This is a genomic window from Fuerstiella sp. (assembly GCA_022447225.1).
GTDB lineage: Bacteria > Planctomycetota > Planctomycetia > Planctomycetales > Planctomycetaceae > S139-18.
On the sequence record JAKVAZ010000006.1, the window covers coordinates 797,659 to 817,033 of the forward strand.

General features: G+C 53.7%; 15 protein-coding genes. 12 read left to right on the forward strand and 3 right to left on the reverse strand.

The window, feature by feature from the left end; translation table 11 throughout:
• From MK110_07480 to MK110_07500, 5 genes are all read left to right on the forward strand, one after another.
• The coding region (locus MK110_07480) for a carboxypeptidase regulatory-like domain-containing protein (protein MCH2211127.1) at nt 1–1,458 on the forward strand (1,458 nt) is incomplete at its 5' end.
• Between the two features lie 13 nt (nt 1,459–1,471).
• The gene (locus tag MK110_07485; GenBank protein MCH2211128.1) at nt 1,472–2,368 is read left to right on the forward strand and encodes an amidohydrolase family protein; all 897 of its coding nucleotides are present in this window, start codon (nt 1,472–1,474) and stop codon (nt 2,366–2,368) included.
• Nucleotides 2,369–2,601: 233 nt separating this feature from the next.
• Nucleotides 2,602–5,049 (forward strand): DUF1592 domain-containing protein, encoded by a 2,448-nt coding sequence (locus tag MK110_07490; protein ID MCH2211129.1) that lies wholly within the window; start codon nt 2,602–2,604, stop codon nt 5,047–5,049.
• 30 nt (nt 5,050–5,079) lie between these two features.
• Complete coding sequence (locus tag MK110_07495; protein MCH2211130.1) at nt 5,080–6,465, forward strand: DUF1552 domain-containing protein; 1,386 nt, start codon at nt 5,080–5,082, stop codon at nt 6,463–6,465.
• Nucleotides 6,462–7,562, forward strand: coding sequence for a hypothetical protein (locus MK110_07500; GenBank protein ID MCH2211131.1), 1,101 nt, complete (start codon nt 6,462–6,464; stop codon nt 7,560–7,562). The genes MK110_07495 and MK110_07500 overlap by 4 nt, the downstream gene beginning before the upstream one ends.
• A gap of 129 nt (nt 7,563–7,691) precedes the next feature.
• On the opposite strand, the gene MK110_07505 is transcribed toward MK110_07500, so the two are convergent.
• Nucleotides 7,692–8,627 (reverse strand): dihydrodipicolinate synthase family protein, encoded by a 936-nt coding sequence (locus MK110_07505; GenBank protein MCH2211132.1) that lies wholly within the window; start codon nt 8,625–8,627, stop codon nt 7,692–7,694.
• A 717-nt stretch (nt 8,628–9,344) separates the two neighbouring features.
• Here MK110_07505 and MK110_07510 point away from each other — a divergent pair.
• The 4 genes from MK110_07510 to MK110_07525 all read left to right on the forward strand — a co-directional run bounded on the left by MK110_07510 (nt 9,345) and on the right by MK110_07525 (nt 15,810).
• Nucleotides 9,345–10,358, forward strand: coding sequence for a cyclase family protein (locus tag MK110_07510; protein MCH2211133.1), 1,014 nt, complete (start codon nt 9,345–9,347; stop codon nt 10,356–10,358).
• Between the two features lie 75 nt (nt 10,359–10,433).
• Entirely contained in the window at nt 10,434–11,120 is a 687-nt protein-coding gene (locus MK110_07515; GenBank protein MCH2211134.1) for a DUF2585 family protein, read from the forward strand.
• Between the two features lie 520 nt (nt 11,121–11,640).
• Complete coding sequence (locus MK110_07520; protein ID MCH2211135.1) at nt 11,641–12,519, forward strand: hypothetical protein; 879 nt, start codon at nt 11,641–11,643, stop codon at nt 12,517–12,519.
• Nucleotides 12,520–12,999: 480 nt separating this feature from the next.
• Nucleotides 13,000–15,810 (forward strand): hypothetical protein, encoded by a 2,811-nt coding sequence (locus tag MK110_07525; GenBank protein MCH2211136.1) that lies wholly within the window; start codon nt 13,000–13,002, stop codon nt 15,808–15,810.
• A gap of 181 nt (nt 15,811–15,991) precedes the next feature.
• Here the strand turns inward: MK110_07525 and MK110_07530 are convergent, their stop codons facing one another.
• The gene (locus MK110_07530) at nt 15,992–16,459 is read right to left on the reverse strand and encodes a GNAT family N-acetyltransferase (protein MCH2211137.1); all 468 of its coding nucleotides are present in this window, start codon (nt 16,457–16,459) and stop codon (nt 15,992–15,994) included.
• Nucleotides 16,459–17,079 carry a methylated-DNA--[protein]-cysteine S-methyltransferase gene (locus tag MK110_07535; protein ID MCH2211138.1) on the reverse strand — a complete coding sequence of 207 codons (621 nt, stop codon included), beginning with the start codon at nt 17,077–17,079 and terminating at the stop codon, nt 16,459–16,461. The genes MK110_07530 and MK110_07535 overlap by 1 nt, the downstream gene beginning before the upstream one ends.
• A 242-nt stretch (nt 17,080–17,321) precedes the next feature.
• Between MK110_07535 and thyX the strand changes: the two genes are divergently transcribed.
• From thyX to MK110_07550, 3 genes are read left to right on the forward strand one after another with little or no spacing between them, the layout of a single operon-like run.
• Nucleotides 17,322–18,236: an FAD-dependent thymidylate synthase gene (gene thyX, locus MK110_07540; protein ID MCH2211139.1), complete on the forward strand. Its 915-nt coding sequence runs from the start codon at nt 17,322–17,324 to the stop codon at nt 18,234–18,236.
• A 2-nt stretch (nt 18,237–18,238) separates the two neighbouring features.
• Complete coding sequence (locus tag MK110_07545) at nt 18,239–18,559, forward strand: hypothetical protein (GenBank protein MCH2211140.1); 321 nt, start codon at nt 18,239–18,241, stop codon at nt 18,557–18,559.
• Nucleotides 18,556–19,359 carry a TatD family hydrolase gene (locus MK110_07550; GenBank protein MCH2211141.1) on the forward strand — a complete coding sequence of 268 codons (804 nt, stop codon included), beginning with the start codon at nt 18,556–18,558 and terminating at the stop codon, nt 19,357–19,359. The genes MK110_07545 and MK110_07550 overlap by 4 nt, the downstream gene beginning before the upstream one ends.
• The last annotated feature ends 16 nt before the right edge of the window (nt 19,360–19,375 follow it).

Below are 19,375 nucleotides of genomic sequence, written 5' to 3' on the forward strand. Positions count from 1 at the left end.
TTGGGCCGTGACGGTTACGGGACAAAAATCGTCAGCATCGAATTAAAGGATGGCGAACCGCAACAGTTTCGACTGCTGTCAGATTGCCTGTTGGGTTATGTCTGGCCAAAGTGTGTCAAGTCCGGTGACAGGTCGGAATTTCGAATGCATGCCGTCGAAGAATACGAACTCGAATTGTGGCGTTACGGTGCTGAAAAGGAATTCATTCGTCGGATTGGCACATTTGATGAACACGGACCACGTGCCACCATGCAGATCACGCCCGATGGTGACTACACCCAGCAAGGTGTCAAATGGAACAGGGATGGTTACCACAGTCAGTCTCTGAATCAGTTGATCGAGGCACCTCAGCGATCTGGTTTGTACTACTTTCACGCTCGGAACAGGTCCGGCGCCTTCTTTTCGTTTCCATGGGTGGTCGCTCCGGTAAGCCCGGTTTCGAATGTCGCCGTTTTCGCATCGGACATCAACTGGAATGCGTATAACAGCTTCGGTGGGCGCAGCAACTACATCAACGCCGACCGGCTGCCGACAGTGCCCATCGTTAACTCTCGGCTGGAACTAAAACGGTATACCGAAAAGGAACATCGAACCTATGACTCCGGCTCTTACGAGTCGCTGTCGCTCGATCGTCCGGATCCGTACAACCATATTGACGAACGCGAAGAGTTGACTGATCCAATTGCGGGACGTCAGGGGTGTCACATGGCGGCAGCCGAATGGAGGTTGCTGGGGTGGATGGAACGGAGTGGGTTCGACTACGACCTCTACAGCGAAACCCAGTACCATTTCGATCAGATTTCACTTGACGAATACCGGGTACTCATCATCAGCACGCATCCGGAATACTGGTCTGCGGACATGTACTTTCGGCTAAAAGACTGGGTATTTAATCGCGGCGGCCGGCTGATGTATCTGGGCGGCAACGGCCTGAACTGCGAAGTGGAGTTCCTCGACGATCATCGTATTGTCTATCAAAACACAAACTGGAGTCATTCTGAACCGCAAATTGCTCCGGACGGCTCCGTGTATGAAAGTCGGTTTGATAAACGTCAGGAATCAGAAGCCAATTTACTGGGCGTCGTCTTTTCAGAATCCGGCATCATGACCGCTGCTCCTTATCAGGTGAAGGACGCCAACCACTGGTGCTTTGATGGTACAGGTCTCAAAAACGGCGACACATTTGGCGAACACAGCCTGCATCAAAGAGTGCCCGGAGGAGCGTCTGGTCATGAAACTGACAAAGTTTCATCTCAGTCACCTTCAAATGTACGTCTGCTGGCCAAGGGACTGAATCCAGACAATGGTGGAGGTGAGATCGTGATTCACGAACGAGATGGCGGTGGGGCGGTGTTTTCTGCAGGGTCGATCTGTTGGCCGAGTTCAGTACTGGTTGATGACGCCGTGTCGAAGATTACAGAGAACGTCCTGCACCGTTTCCTGGAGACCGGGGAATAAAAAGGGGACAAGAATGCTGTTTGATACACACACCAATCTGATGTGGTACCCGGATCATCTTTCGGATGAACTTGTGAAGTTTGCCTGGGAAGCAAAACGGGCAAAGATGAAGCTTTCCGAAGATGTTTATTTTGCCGGCAGTGACGTCATGGAGGCGAATGCTTTTGATTCGAAGCCGGAGCAGTTACTGGAAGCAACTGCCGACATCGACAAAGTCATTGTGTTTGGTATCAAAGCCCCCTTCACCGGAATCAACTCCGATCAGGAACTGATTGCGGAATTTGTAGCGGCTCACTCTGACAGATTTATCGGCTGGTGTTCCGTCGATCCCAATGATGAAGACTGTCTCGATCAGCTGGAGCACTATGTCAACAATCTGGGGCTTCGAGGTCTGAAATGCTCTCCGATTTACCAGAACTGGAATCCACAGGATCCCAAACATCTGCCCCTGTTTCGGAAGGCGGAGTCTCTGGGAATCCCCGTTAATATTCATCAGGGCACCTCGTTTGTCCGAACAGGACCACTGAAGTATTCAAATCCAATTCAGCTGGAGGATATTGCTGTCGCCTGTCCCGATCTGCGAATCGTGATCAGTCATATGGGACATCCGTGGGAGGATGAATGTGTCGTACTGATCCGCAAACACCCGAATTTGTACACAAATATTTCCGCTCTACACTATCGGCCGTTGCGGCACTATCAGGCATTTATTTCAGCAATCGAATACGGAGTAGAGCATAAACTGATTTTTGGTTCCGACTTTCCGTCTGCAACAGCCGCACAGGTCATTGCCGGTCAGTCCAAAATCAATGATGTGGTTCTTGGTACCGGTCTCCCGAAGGTCCCGGATGAGATGATTCACAATATCATCTATGAAAATTGGAAATCATTTCTGCCGGAGTATCGTTAATGCAGAAACAGGTCCGGAAGCCTGGGTTCAGACAGTCCGACAACACCATCAGAAACCGGTATGGACTGTATCTTTTTTACCGTATAAACGGCGAGGACCACTGAAAGTGAATCGATGTAAAACTTCTTAGTTGTAGATATTCATGTTCCGACTGAACTAGAATGTGCTGGTTCCTCGCCGGATGATTGATCAGCATCAAACAGCCAAATTCTGGAAACGTCTTCGACTTCACTATGAATGACAATTTCCTCAAAACTCAGCTGAAACTTAACGTCTGGCGGACGTTTCTGATCGGGTGTTGCGGGTTGCTTCCTGTGGCCATGAGTCCTCCATGTCCGGCCCAGCCGCCACCGGCCGGACCTTTAAGTGCATTTGTGGACAACTACTGTGTTCGTTGCCACGGACCGGAAGAGCAAAAGGGAGAGTTCCGAACTGACAGGGCGCCTTCCAAACTGACCGATCCTCGTTTTGTTATTCACTGGGGAAAAGTGCTGGAGCGACTGACTTCAGGAGAAATGCCGCCAGAAGACGAGCCACAACCGACGGAGGAGGCGCGCGGTGTCAGTATGCAGTTAATTTCGGACTGGATCCGAGAAGCCGACGCGGCCCGCTATGCGGTGATGGACCCTGTAAGCCTGAGGAGACTCACCCGCGACGAATATGCCAACACGGTGCACGACCTTCTCGGAGCGACATACGTTCCCTCCGATCCGGGCAATCTACCGGAGGAACCCGCATGGCATGGGTTTGATCGTATTGGTCCGGCACTGAGTCTGTCACCGTCACATCTGGAACGGTATCTCTCTGCTGCAGAAGCGGCACTCGATCAGGTGCTGCCAGTAAGCGAGGGCTCCGCTGCCCCGCATCTGGACAAATGGCCCTTCCACAAGATCGTCGGGGGAAATACGGACGAAACTCCGGAAGGGCGGACGCGGGGCCGTAAAGTCGTTAAGCCGAACTCCAATCTCAGAGCGACGGTGAACGATTGGCATGGCCAGCAAATACCGATTTCCGGCAACTATCGGGTACGCATCAAACTGAGTGGATTGCGTCCACCCGGCGGCAATGCGCCTCATTTGCGGTTTTATTGTGCCAATCTGAATCGAGTGCTCCACGAACAGGATGTGGAGGCCCCGGAAGACAAACCGACAATCGTTGAGTTCACGACTTATCTGCCTGCCGGAGAGCACCAGGTCAATCTGTTCAACACAGAACCTGGGTTAAGTCTGTATGTGACCTCGGCAACCGAATCGGACTCAGTCATTTTTCTCAGCATCAAGGAAGGTCGCGAACCGACGCTGCAAAAGATCACAGATGAGCAGGGCGTACCCCTCGTGCCGTTTTTGCTTGTGGACTCCATTGAGTTTGAAGGGCCCATGCGACCCGATCTGCCGGCCGTGCTGAAGGGATTGTCCGGTGATGGACCGCAGAATACAGACCAGGCCCGGCAAATTGTGACGGCGTTTGCCGAAAAGGCTTTTCGACGGCCACTGCGAGAGACAGAGGCCATCCGGCTTGGCTCGTTAATCGATACGGAACTGGACGCCGGAAGAAGTTTTGCACAGGCGACCCGATCCGGGTTAGTGGCTGTGCTCTGTTCCAAAAATTTCATCTTTCTGGTGGAGGGTGATGCGGAAACGCCGCGAACAAAAATCAATGACTGGGAACTCGCTTCACGTCTCTCCTATTTCTTCTGGAGTACGATGCCGGATGTGCCACTGCTGGCTACCGCCAAAGCCGGGCGTTTGCATGATCCGGATGTCCTGATTCGTCAAGTGCGAAGAATGCTGGCTGATCCGAGAGCGTCACGATTCGCAACGACATTTCCGTATCAGTGGCTCCAGTTGGCAGATGTCGGAAAGTTTCCGCCGGATAAGAAGCTTTATCCAAACTACAGCAAGACGCTGGAACAGAGCATGGTCGCCGAGACCATTTCGTTTTTCAGTGAAATGCTCGACAGGAACCTTGGCATTCGGGAATTCCTTATCTCGGACTGGACGATGATGAATGGTCCGCTGGCAAATTTTTACGGCATGCCTGGTATCGTTGATGCGCCTCTGCGGCGGGTGACCCTGCCCGCAGGCAGCCCTCGAGGAGGAGTCCTGACCCAGGCAGCGGTGCTGAGTCTGACTTCCGACGGCGCCCGGCATCGTCCGGTGCATCGAGGCAAATGGGTACTGGAGTCGATTCTGGGCCAATCACCACCGCGACCACCAGCGAATGTTGCGGCGCTCCCCGCCGCAGCAAAAGACCAGCCAAAGCAGACGATTCGAGAAAAAATCGGGGCCCACGTTACCAACGAAAGTTGTGCTACCTGCCACAGCCGAATCGATCCACTGGGACTGGCGTTCGAAAATTTTGATGCGATTGGTGCCTGGCGCGATGTGGAAATCATATTGCAGGAAACCGGAGAACATCGACCGGTCGATGCCAGCGGCAAACTGCCCGATGGTCGTACCTTTTCAACCCCGAACGACTTCAAAGAACTTCTGGCGGAAAATCTCGATCCGTTCGCACTGACACTGGCGGAAAAACTGGCGACCTACGCCATGCGACGTCCGTTGACTCTGGCCGATCGCGAGTCTCTGAGGCCGGCGGTCATCGCACTCAGGGACAAGGGCTACCCGCTGCGTGACCTCATTGAAGCCATTACACTCAACCCCCTGTTCCTCAGACGCTGATCCACATCACACCAACGAAACCGATGAAGTATGTCAAACATCCAGACCCAGCGCTGGCTTCTGAACCGCCGTCGTTTTCTTCGGGGTACAGGAACCACCATCGCCCTGCCACTGCTCAATGCGATGATTCCGCTGAGCGCTTCAGAGGCCACCGCAGTGTCACGTCCGCGACGGAGTGTATTTGCCTATATTCCGAATGGAGTGAACGTCGATACCTGGCAAATGCATAGAGCGGGCAGCGATTACGAGTTGACAGCGCCTATGATGTCGCTGGAACGCCATCGGGACTGCATGACACCGATCAGCGGGCTGCATCATCCGGGAGCCTTAAACCAACAACACGTCTGTGCGGACAGCTGGCTGACCGGAGCAGCGCTGACCAGTGCAGACAGTTCCAGCTATCAGAACAGTATTTCCTGTGACCAGCTCATGGCCGAAGTGACGTCACCCCACACGCGTTTCCCCTCCCTGGAACTGTCGATCACGGCGGGTGTCGGCAAGCCCATGAATACCAACACACTTTCATTCTCTCGCGACGGAGTGCCGCTGCCCGCCGAAGAAAACCCACGCTCGATCTTTGATCGACTCTTTGGAGATGACAGCGCTTCGGCCAAGGACAGGCAGGAACAGCTGCGCAGCCGGCGCAGCATTCTGGATAACGTCATTGAGGATGCGCGGTCACTCGACAGGACGCTCGGTCACGAGGATCGTGGCAAGCTGGCCGAATATCTGCAGGCGGTACGAGAAGTGGAAATCCGTACCCGGCGTCTTGAGGACTGGCTGAATGTTCCCAAACCTAAAGTGGACGGCACGCGATTTCAGAGAAACGTCTCCAGGTCGGCCGCCGGTGATTATTATCGTACGATGTATGATCTGATTGTGCTCGCTCTGCGCACCGACATGACGCGAGTGATCACCTACCTGAGCGGAAGCGAAGGCTTTGGACTGGCAATTCCGGAAATCGGTATTAGCCAAACCCGACACGAACTCTCTCATCACAACGGAGACAGGGCCGTACTGGACAGCCTGACCAAAAGCGATACTTTTCTGGTGGAACAGTTCGCCTATTTCCTTGACCAGCTTAAAGCGACAGACGATGGAGGCGAACCGCTGCTGGATCGGACCATGGTGCTGTTCGGCAGCGGGATGAGCTACGGTCACAGCCACGGTAACGCGAACCTGCCAATTGTCTTCGCGGGAGGCAGAGGACTCGGTTTGCGCCACGGACAGCATATTGACTACAACCTGCCCAAACTCGGTGCTTACAAACCGAACGATATCCGTCACTGCTTCAAACCTGTCGACGACACGGCCCGCCTTTCCAACCTGCTGGTACTCATGCTGCAAAAAATGGAGGTTGATACAGAAAAGTTCGTTGACAGCATCGGTCCTATTTCAGAACTGACATACGGATGAAACCGGCATTCCTTTCTATTTGTGTTGGACTCACCCTGGCTGTGCAGGCCCGCTGCGAGTCTCCGCCATATCGCACGGACGGCGGTGACGAAAAACTAGCGTGGTATCAGCTGAAGCCGGGTGAATTTCCACCAGCGGATGCTGCGCACTCCATGGGGATTTCACTGCTCACCATCCATCCTCCCGGCCGTCGCGGTGAGTTTCGCGAGAAAGCGAACCTCTATTACAAGGCACCAATCACATCCTTCGCTCTGTTGCCGGCTGCCACGGTGCGCCGCCACGGCGCTCCCGCAGATCTGCGAGATTTCTCACCCGGGGCGCACGTGTGGGTTGGTGCGTTTCAGAATCAGGATCGACAGAAATTCCATCAGATTTGGACACTCTCCGACGATTTCAGCCGGGACGTCGCCACCGGCAGCAGATGGGAGGTAACGGCACTCAATCTCGATCGCCGCCGCGTCACCCTTGTCAGGGTGACAGCAGGTCAAAAGGAAAAACCTCGCGACGTCGTTGTTGATCCACGAACAACATTCTGGAAAGGTACCGGGTTTGGCAACAGGACTGATCTGGCAGTTGGCCGTCAGGTGCTTGTGAACTTTGGTCCTGGTACGGTCTCTCTTCCTTTCATTGATCTACTCACAGATGTTTGGCTGGATGAGGAAAGCGTACATTTTGCAACAGAGCGGCAGTCAGCTCGGACGCTGTTTGAGCTGCGCCGACGGGGATTGCCGGTGCGAGTCGATGCCGTGAACAATCACGATCCCGAATTGACACTCACGTTTATGGATCCCGGATTTCCTGGGCTTCTCGATCTGTTCGTCACCGGAAAAATCTGCAAAATCGCGGTCGCGGATTCTGCTCTGCGGACCTACCAGCCCGCCGGTGGTCAGGGAGGTCCCGATTCATTCAATGGAAAGATCATCGCACATCGCGAGGTGCCCAAAGTCCAGGGTTGTGCGGGTCTGCAAATCGTTGTGAAACCGAAATACCTTGTTGAAGGTTTTCGACCAGGCCGAAGTCTGCGGCTAATGGATGAAAAATCGAACTTCCAGATCCTGCCCCCGGAGGAACGTCGGCTGAAGAACTGGTGGGATTGAAAACACGAGACCAGGCTTTTGGTGGGACGCGGTCGGTTCGACCACGATGGAGTGAAATACCTACTGTCCATACTCCAAATTCAAACAGGTCGACTCACCGCCGTCGTCTTCGCATGGATTGGTTCAGTCTCAGGCGGTAATTCCGGCCTCCTGCAGCAGCGAGCCAATGCGTTCAATTTCGAACTGCTCCAGTTTCGTCAGCGGCGGACGTACATGTGCGGAGTCGAGCCTGCCGAGCAGCACCAGGGCTTCCTTCATGCGGTTGTGCATGTCGAGCAGAGGATCGGAGTAAAAAGCCCGGACGGTCGGGTAAATTTGATCGTTGATCGTTCGAGCCGTTTGCAGGTCGTTCCTCTGAACTGCCTCGAACAGGGCAACCTGAAGGCTGGCGATCACACTGCCGGCGCCGGACAGCAAGCCATCACAGCCCATTACCAGCGATCCCAGCAACCACATACTGTGCGTGGAAAGCACTCTGACCGGACGCTCCAGGGCGTGAAGTTCGCGGATGTGACGTTCGTGCAGGTGAGGGTCGTTGCACCAGTCCTTGATCGCCCGGATGGCAGGAAACTCGGTGCAGAGTCCAAGCAGTGTGTCTAGTGGATAACCCGATCCCCCACTGACCGGATACTGAAACAGAATCAGCGGCAGTTCGGACGATTCAGCGATGGCACCAACATGAGCACGAGCGCACTCAGGTCTCTGCCAGCCTCCCATAGTCAGCACATCTGACGGAAACACCAGCAGCGCATCAGCTCCGGCTGCAGCCGCCATGGTGGCCAGACGGCACGCTTCCTGAGTACCTCCTCTGTGAATGCCGACCACTAACGGCAGTTTTCCGGCAATCTCATCGCGAGCGATGTCAATACCTCGCCGTTGCTCCTCGAAGCTTAACGCGTGAACTTCAGCAGCGTGCCCGTTAACGGTAATCGCAGTGACGCCTGCAATACCCGCAAGGTCGCTCAAGTGACGACGATAAGCAGGCTCGTCGATCTCCAGACGAGCGTCGAACGGCATCAGGCAGGCAGGAATAACGCCCTGGGGATCAAAATCATGGTGACTCATTGGCCGTGCTTATCCACTGAACGCGAAGCGAACCTGACGCCATTACGACACAGAACACATATTCAAACGTAACTGACGATCCTCTGGTCAAAGCCAGGTGGCTGGCTCCATGATGAGCCTGCCTGGTTCAATTTCCATTTCGGAAACGCGGTGAACCAAACAGCAGACTCAGTATTAAAAGAGAACGACTGGCCCGGTGTGTCACTGGCCCGAACCTGCGGTGTCCAATATTTCCAATTTACTGCAGAGTACAAAAGTATCGTTGTTGACAGACGTCTGTCGTGCAAGCGACGTATGCGTTCGGCAAATCTGACCGGGTGATTTCCCGGATGTGGCAGTTCAGAAAACGGATGTCTGCCTTCATGATCCTGCCCACAATCGCAAAAAAGCGGTGCATGACCAACACTGGACGTATTCGTGGAATCGTCGTTCTTCGCCGATCGATAGTCCTCCACATTCAATTCTGCGATCAGCGTTTCATACAAATGACCGATCTTTACCCATTCTGAGCCAGTCTCATCAGTATCACCGAATCTTCTAATTTCCGTGAACTGCACACCAGCGCAAACACTGCTGCTGGAATCCTTGTCATTCGCCGATACGCTGAACCTTGTTCCGAACGGAGTTCCTGCAGGAACTGAGCAGCACGATCTCTGTTCTGAGTAAAGTGTCTGTATTCGTACAGCAGGATCACATTGACAAACCGGAGAATGCCCCATGGTGAAAAATACGAATTGTTTGTCCACATCGATCAGATGGATGGCCGGACTGATCGTACTGGTGTGCTGGAACGCTGCCGATGTCGTCGCCCAGGAGCAGCACACAATGACCGTGGCCGACGTAGAGAGACAGATTGCTGATCTGTCCAACTGGGGCCGCTGGGGCGAGAACGACCAGAAAGGCACTTTGAACCTGATCACTCCCGAAAAACGAATTCGGGCGGCACGCCAGGTGAAAGACGGGATTTGTGTTTCTCTGGCACGCGTTGCTGAAGAGAAGCAGGACGTCGACAATCCTAATCCATTCATCCAGCAAATGCTGGCGGTCGGTGGGGACGTCAGTAGTCCGTGGGCGGTGGATAATTACAGCGTGGCGTATCACGGGTACGCACACACCCACATGGACGCACTGTGCCATCTGTTTTACCGCGATCACCTGTACAACGGTTACACACAGGATTCGGTTACGGAAGACGGAGCGAACAGACTCAGCATCCACAGCCAGCAGGAAGGCATCTTCACCCGGGGAGTGCTGATCGACGTGCCGCGCATGCGGGGGATGGACTATCTTGAACCCGGCACAGCCATCTTTCCGGAGGATCTGGACGCCTGGGAGAACAAGACAGGAATTCGAGTAGCCAGCGGCGATGTTGTTTTTATCCGCACAGGGCGCTGGGCACGTCGCGATGCAATGGGACCGTGGGACATCAACAAGCAGGGGCTGGCCGGATTACATGCCTCTTGTGCGGCCTGGTTAAAAGCGAGAGACGTTGCCATGCTCGGCAGCGACTCTGCCAGCGACGTGATCCCATCACAGATCAACGGCATCACTCATCCGGTGCATCTCCTGATGCTACATGCGATGGGGGTACATATCTTTGACAATTGCGATCTCGAGGAACTCGGACGAGTGACCGACAGACTGAATCGCTGGGAGTTTCTGTTGACCGCATCACCCATTCCCGTGAAGGGGGGAACCGGATCACCGCTCAATCCCATCGCGACGTTTTGACACGATCCGAGTTATCATCCTCTATCAGCAGTCAGAAAGAGCGGCCAACGGGCACGGCGTTCATCCCCCCAAATCATGAATAAGGTCCGGCTGCAGCGAGCGGAGGATACCGCTGATTATCCCGAGTTCACCGTGCAGCTGCCGAAAACAACTATTCCGGGTCCGGTTCCAGACGACAGTGACAATACAAGAATGAAAAAGATACTGAACGATCGCAATGTCGCCCGTCCGCTGGCAGCAATCGCCGCCGCAACATGCGTGGTCCTCGTTTTGATGGGGCGGGTTTGGTGGTGCGAAATTGGGGATCTTTCCCCCTGGTCCTGGGACATCTGGAGTTCACACAATTCGCAGCACCTGTTTGATCCCTACGCATTGTCGCATCTGCAGCACGGGATCGGACTGTTCCTGCTGCTGTCTGCATGCGGAAGTCAATGGCTATCGGTACGGGCACGCACGCTGATTGTGGCATGCATCGAAGCTGCATGGGAGATCGCTGAGAATACTCCCTTTATGATCAACCGATATCGCGAGGCCACTATCTCACTGAATTATTTTGGTGACAGCATCCTGAATTCCATCAGCGATTACGTCATGTGTTTACTGGGTGTCCTGCTGGCGCGGATGACGAGCTGGAAAACTGGCCTGACGGTTTTCCTCACTCTGGAAATCAGCAGCATATTGTGGATCAAAGACAGCCTGATGCTGAACATACTGATGCTCGTCGTACCAATCGAGGCTGTCAAACAATGGCAGGCTCCGTGAGTGCCAGGAACAGAACTCGCCCCGGTCCACATTCCTGCCGAACGAAGACGGCATGTACCATCTATGAACAGACGAAACACACGATGCTCAACCCCTGACTCACAAATCAGTCCGGCACAATGCAGCTGCCCCGCGATTCCGGAAACCACTGTTCCACTTCTCTTACACATTACCCCGCCGTCCACGCGTCTCGAACAACAATGTCTGCCTGCTACAGTACGTCTGCACTAAACCTTCTTTTGCCGGCAACCGTAAAGAAATTTTTTAAAATGAATCACGCACACATCCGCAGTGTCGTGCATTGGCTGCATGAAAATTCAGGGCCCGGACTGAAAGAGAAACTGTGATTGATTTACCGGTCAAAAAACCGTTCACAAGTTTAATGGGCAGGGTAGGCGCGATGTTGCTGCTGCAGGCCACCTTAACAGCTGCAGAGCCCGAACGGTTGCACTGGTCCAGATCAACGCCACTTCCCGAACCACGGGCGGGACATGCTGCGGGAATCCTGGACGGAAAACTGGTGATCGCTGGTGGAACCTATTGGGAGGGGGAAAAGGGCCACTGGACGAAGAAAATATTTTCTGCCCGAACCCATGCCCTTGATCCGGTGACAAAGAAATGGGAACAACTTCCCGACGCGCCGGTTGCGTTTGGATATGCCGCTTATGCCGTGGTTGAAAACCGACTTTATGTGCTGGGTGGATACGATGGTCAAAACGAAAACCAACAGATCTTAATGTTGTCGCGCGAGGCAGGTGAGTATGCCTGGCAAATCGTCGGTGAACTTCCCGAGACACGACTCTTCGCCTGGGCAGGTGGTGTGGGAACGTCCCTCTATCTTTTAGGAGGCGTGTCAAAATTCGAACCAATGGACGAAGCGGGAACTTGTTGTACCTCCACGACCGCCACCAAACGGCTACAAGTTCTGGACACCACGAATCCGGCCCAGGGGTGGCGTGAATTGCCTCCTTATCCTGGCAGTAAACGTTGGTTGTTTTCGGCAGAAACCGATGGCGAGAACCTCTGGATGTTCGGCGGAATTTATACGGCCAATACCCAGAATGCTCCAGAGAAATTCACCGAGGTTACACGTTATAACTTCGCCGACAGGGCCTGGTACCCACAAGCTCCGTTGCCGGATGAGACACTGCAGGCGTTCCCCCTTTCGCCACTGCACGTTGGTAACAGGATTATACTGATGAGCTTTTCTAAGACGGTGTGGCAGTTAGATCTGAAAACACAACAATACTCGAAACTGGCACCGTTGCCTGAAGAGGCCTTTGTGGATCGATATGTGTGGCTCGAGGATCAGATCATCGGGACCGGTGGTGAAAATAAAATTGAGAGCCGGCGACGGAGATCTGAATGGACCTTTATCGGTCAGTTCCAGCCTCAGTAGTCGAAGGCTGGGGGAACCGAACTCCAGCGTGCCCAGAACGGCGAGATTCCAGACTCGCATCTTCCAGACAGGACGATGAACGTTGCTGCCGGCTGCAGACAACCGTAAATCCTTATCGTTCCAACACGACAGGACGACTCCCCTGGCGAATATCCAGGTCCAGGGATGTGCCGGTCGATCTGCCTCTCACCGTGGGCGTCCCGGACCTGTTCACGGAGATCCAGAGGTTGCCGCAGCGAAATCGTACGGATGTTGTTCGAGCTCGCGAGTTGTCTGACATTCCGTTCCAATCGAGGACCCGATCATTATCTCATGGACCAGAAAAGCCAACGTCCTGCTGCATAGACGGAAAGAGATCCTTAAGATCGGAGAGCAATCCCGATGATCAGCACCTGCAAGTGCTGCGTGAACAACAGGCCAAAATGACCAAAATTTTCTATTCGACAGCAAACAGGAAATAGCATGACTGACAGAGCAAGCATGCGAACCAGATGTCGTCACGTCATTACTCTCATTTCGTGCAGTTTGTTGATCTCGCTGGAAACATTGTCAGCCGGGACCGAGACGGATGAATTCTGGCAATTCTATGAGAAACATCCGCACATGCAGGACTACTTTCCGTTTGGTGTCTATGGCGGAGCACAGGGCGACTGGACCCCGTGGGGGCACTCATCCCAGGCGTACACGCGAATCCTCACCGATACCATCGCAGAGAACGGATTCAATGTGATCTGGGGAGGAAAGACTCCGCATGCGACTCGCGAAGTATCGGATGGCCCGTTGATCTCCATACCATTCAATCGATGGTTCTACGGGACAGAACTGCCCCTCAAAGAAATGAAGATCTTTCCCACTCTGATTAACTATATGCGGTTCAACTCCGGCGCTTTGGCAAAATTCCAGCGTGAAGAACCAGCACTCAACGTCCAGGAGATGGCCGAGGTCGAAGCTGACCGAAAAGACTATCTGGAATTCGCTGCAACTCTGGCTCGGGAACATCCGGAGAGTATCATCGGCTTTGTTTCCGATGATGAACCGCTGTACCTGGCTCCGTCGATCGCCGCCATTCGCCTGATTGAAAAGTACACCAAACTTCCTGTGACGACCTGTCAACCAACATGGGGTGGCTTCAGAAGATTTGTTGGGCACATGCAGCCGATGACTGCGGACTGGTACCCCACATGGGATGTGACGAGGGATAGTTGGTCGATCGCAAAAAATCTGCGTTGGCTGCAGGACCACCATCCTGATCGGGTCTTTTATTTTATCCCTCTGGCAGCGGCCTGGAGTGCGCACGAACCGACCAAGCCATGGTTGAAGGATTCTCGACCGTCGCCCACGGAACTGCGTATGCAGTTCTGGCAGGCGCTTGCCGGGGGAACGAAAGGTTTTTTCTACTTCCACGTGGGAGGACCTGTGCTGCAACCTCAGTGGGCAGGCGGACAGGACGGACTTCTCAACGGTCTCCTCTGGCCCAACAACGATCTCTGGGATGAACTGGGAAGCATTGCCAGAATGATCACCGTCACTGGTCCACTGCTTATTTCCTGCAGACCGGATACGAGCATTCGGCCTGACGTTTCATGCAGGCGTCTTAGCTATCCGGAATTCGAAGGCCAGGCAATCGACTGCGGGCTCCTGAAGTGTATTAAACATGACCGCCAATTCCTGATTCCCTGGAACAACAACAGTCATCATCAGGAGAACGGCAGCATCCTGATTCCGGAAGGACGACTGAACGGAAGAAAGATCTACGATCTGATCAGCCTTCGGGAAGTGTCTCTTGCGGACGTGGATGGCAACAAAAACCTGAACCTGTCACTTCCGGCAGGTGGAGGCCATATCTATTTGATCGCAGATCCAGAGCAGTTTGAGCTGTGTCGACAGACGATCCTGCGACACAAGGTCAGGCTTCCACGAATCGTGGCCCGAATGCGTTACCGAATCGCCAGCACAAACGGCCTGAATCTTAAACAACCACAAAACATTGATGCTCTTTTGAAAGACGCAAAGCAGGCGGAATCCCGGGGAAACTGGGTGCAGGCGGCAAAAATGTATCAGCGAGCAACGACTGCGATCAGCCGGAACGAAGAGGCAATTCCGAATCCCGTGCGCGAAACCAAAAGGCATCTGGATCAGATTGCGGAAGTCTTAACGAATACGGAAGACCTGTTCAGAACACATGTCAGAGTTCTTGATCTCCCGTCAAGCCAATGGATCTACTCAGCGCACGCGGCCAATCCGCACGTTGGAAACGAAATTCGCGAGTGGGCAAGTCTCGTCAATCTCTATCTGGACGCCTTAATTCGCAGCCGGGAAGGCACCTATCAGGCAGCGCTGCCCCGGGCGTTTCTGGATACTGTCCTCACCCTGCAAAACCTTGTGACAAAGAACAAACAGTCGACAGCAGCTGCCATTAAAAACCGGCTTGGCGAAATCCGAAAGCCAATCAGGCTGGCAATGATTACTCCGGATCGGAATGACGTTGAATATCACATGATTCAGTCGTGGCTGTTTGAAAATATTTCTCCAACCTGGATCGCACCAGATGCCACGGGGACATTGACGGACGAAACAGGAAAACCGGTTCGTTTTGCCGACTATGACGCGGTCTGGATTCATCAGCTGCGCTATGCTCGCCCTGTTGCGTCAGAAGGGCATGTGGATCCAATGCAGATTCTGATACCCGAACTGGTAAAAAAGGAAGCTGTCCAGGCGATGAAAGAGTACGTCAATGACGGCGGGTGCCTTTTTCTGACAGGGATCTCCGGGCTCTATACAATGGTGTTGGGAGTGGAATCTGTCATGCCGGACAGAGTCAGAGAAAACCGTTATCTGACACCCATTCTCGCAACGGGACTTGCGGCTTCGGATGACTCCGGCGGACACCCGGTCTTCAGTAATCTTTCGGCAGGCGGGTTCTTTACCAACTGCAACTTCCCCGGACACAACCTCATCACAGAGTGTGCCTGGAGTGAACAAAAACCTTCTGGCAAAGTGATTGCCAACGAATTTGTGGAATACAAGGCGGGAGACAATCCTTCCGGAGAGCCCCGGCGAATGGACAGGTATGCGGCCATGGTGGAATATTCATTGGGTTGCGGAACGGTGATTGTTCTCGGCGGACGTTCCTGTGACTTCACGCCACAAAACCCTTTTCCGGGTGAGCACTCAGAGCAGGTACGTCAGGGGGGACGGGGAAAAATGCGAGAACAGATGAGGAAGTTCATGCTGAATGCTTTGGTTCACTACACCTCCCTGACTGAACCAGAGCAGAACGAGAAAAAATAAACAGTGAAGCAAGTGCCAGGATGGTGTACAGCTGGCTTTATCTGCTGTGGAGTGCTCCGGTTTCGTGGACCTGAGCAACGCAGCGGAATATCCGGGTTATGCGCTGAACCTCGGGTGTCACGACCGGCTTTTCCGGTTGATCAGTGAGGCCTGCCTGTTTTTCGCTCCGGCCGCCTGCGACTTAATTATTGGAGTCACTCAGGTTCAGTGAGTAGTGCAGCAACTCAGAATTCAGATTCCAGCCGAAAGTTTCGCACGCTGTCTGAGCAGCTGTGTTGTTACTTTTGATTTCGAGCAGAATACGGTTTGCCCCCAGTGCTCGGACGAATTCAACGGCGGTCTCCAGCAGTGCCGAACCCAGCCCCTTTTGTCGAGCTGATTCAATCACATACAGATCATTTATCATCCAGACGCAGTCCATCGACATGGAACAAAACACCGGGTACAGCTGTGTGAACGCGATCGATCGATTGTTCTGACTGACGAAAAAAATCTCTGATTCACCGGCCGTTATTCGCTGTCGGATGAAACGGCGGGCGCCGTCAGGATCTGATTTCATACCGTGCCAGCAACGGTATGCATCAAACAGTGGCGCCAGATCGTCGGTATGGTCCGGCTGAGCATGCACAATATCGAATTCGTCAGTCATCAGCGAACACCCATCTTCGTTCCTGAAGGTCCCCGCGGGCTTATCAGGATTCCATCGTGACAACCATCCGGCCCCTGGTGCTGGGTCGCAGGCAAAGAATCTTCCAGTTGCAGCAGGACCTTCTTGAGATTCAGCCCGCCACCGTAACCCACAAGTTGTCCGGTTTTTCCGATGACGCGATGACACGGAATAATGATAGAAATTGGATTACGACCATTCGCCAGGCCAACGGCCCGAGAGGCTGTCGGCTGACCAATTCTGCAGGCCAGCTCGCCATAGGTAATCGTTTGGCCCCAGGGGATTTCAGTGAGTGCTGACCAAACCTTCTTCTGAAAACTGGTTCCGTGAGGAGCCAGTGGCAGGTCAAATTTCATTAACTCGCCGGAAAAATAGGCATTCAGCTGAACCATGGTATCGTCGAGCTGGCCTGTATCTGTCTGCCAGATATCACCGTTGCCGGTCCGGTCTGATTCCGGTGGCAGTGGATATCGGCTGAGTTCACGTCCTCCCGCAAATAACAGATACCGCAGACCACAGGAGTCCGCTGCCAGCAACAGGCGACCGACAGGCGATTCATCGACGAATCGATAGTGAATCACATTTCGCGCTGTCTCCGTCATGGCATGTTCCCTGAACAGGTTGCCCTTGATCGAAAATCCGGTGCTGCGATCGGGCAATTGCTGATACGTTGGTTCTACCCGATAGAATTCGGCACTTCAAACCCCTACATTTCGTGGCCTAAGCGTCGATGGAGGCTGCGAACGGTCAGGTGCATCCGGTCTGGCAGAATTTCGTAACGTTTTTTGTGTGTTGCCTTCAGGAATAACGGCGTCCGGTACACAAGGTGTCCCAAGAGAAAATCATGACAACAACACAGTCTCTCGATCAACATCGACAGCTCGTCGACACGCTGAGATGGAAGAAAATACCGGTACTTGACGACGGCTTTGTTTGCCTTGTTGATGTTATGGGTGACGACAGCAGCGTGGTTCAGGCGGCTCGTGTGAGCTACGGAGAAGGAACCAAGAAGGTATCCGATGACCGAACACTGATTCGTTATCTCCTGCGACATCGTCACACCACACCATTTGAAATGGCAGAGGTTAAGTTATTAATCCGAGTCCCAATGGACTGCTGGCGCCAGTGGATTCGACATCGGACGGCCAATGTCAACGAATACAGTACCCGGTACTCACTGGCCATCGACGCGTCGCAGACAACTCCGCCTGGCGAATGGCGGTCCCAGGCAGAAAGCAACCGACAGGGAAGCGGCGACATGCTGCCCCTGGATGTCGGCGATCGTCTGACGGAAGAGGAAACGGAACTTCAGAATCGAATACGGACCGTTTATCAGCAGCGAATCGATCAGGGCGTGGCCCGGGAACAGGCGCGCAAAGACCTGCCACTTTCAACCTACACGGAAGCCTACTGGAAAGTCGACCTTCACAACCTGCTGCATTTTCTGGCCCTGAGAATGGACCATCACGCTCAGCTGGAAATCCGAAATTACGCCACGGCAATCGGCGAGCAGATCATTCAGCCGCTGTTTCCCGTCGTGTGGGAAGCGTTTTGCGACTACCGCATGCAATCCATGCATTTGACGCGACTGGATATCGGCGTGATTCAGCGACTTTCGGCAGCTGGAGCTGGTGAAGTACCATATTCAGAGACCGAATTTCTGGCAGCGCAGGATCCCGCTTGGGTGTCGCTGAAACGCAGCCGTGAACGTGATGAATGCCGCAGTAAACTGGTACACCTGGGACTGATGGAGTCATAACATTGTCAGCTGACACTACTCATTCGTGTCCAATGACACGTACGGAAGTCATCGATGCTTACTTCATGGAACACCGAGCAAGACTGATCGACATTGCTGCCTTCCTGGACAGAATCGATCGTACACCTTCCGACTCGACCGAAGACATTCGGGAGTCATCATTTCGCCGCGCGCTGCAGATTCTGTCAGACGGACAGACACATCGCGCCGCCCGGATCCTGAGTACGCTCAGCGATCACACGACTGAGCTGCCGCAGTCAGCGAAAGGTATGAAAGGAGCGTCCGGTGCACCGGTGTCACTTGTCGGTGGAGACAACGCATGAGATACATCGACCCACACATCCATATGGTCTCTCGCACGACAGACGACTATCAGCGGATGGCGCAGGCCGGGTGCATTGCCGTAACCGAGCCTGCTTTCTGGGCAGGATTTGATCGTTCATCCGCCCAGGGTTTTTATGATTACTTCCGCCAATTGACCGATTACGAGCCACGGCGCGCCGCTCAGTTTGGTATCCGACATTTTACGTGGCTGTGCATCAACCCTAAAGAAGCGGATGACCCTGGATTCGCTCGCGAAGTCGTGTCCCTGATCCCGGAATTTCTCGACCACGGAAACGTCCTGGGGATTGGCGAAATCGGGCTGAACAAAAACACACGCAATGAACTAATCATTCTTGAAGAACAAATCGCGCTCGCGGAAACGCACAACCAGATGGTACTGGTGCACACGCCTCATCTGGAAGACAAGCTGAAAGGGACCCGCATCATCATGGATGCCTTGTCGGCCAGCAGTATCGATCCTGAAAAAATTCTCATAGATCATGTCGAGGAACACACAGTATCCGAAGTGCTGGAACGCGGGTTCTGGGCCGGAATGACGTTGTATCCCGATACAAAAGTGACACCACAGCGTGCTGTCGACATCATTGAAATGTACGGATCAGAACGAATCTGGATGAATTCCGCCGGCGACTGGGGCTGCAGCGATCCGCTGGCCGTTCCCAAAGCTCGTCTCGAAATGAAACGCCGTGGCCACAGTGATGAAATCATCGATCGTGTGACTCTGCATAACCCCGGCACGTTTCTCGGTCAGTCCAACCGATTTCACGTCAACACATAAGACCTTCGCCCCCAAG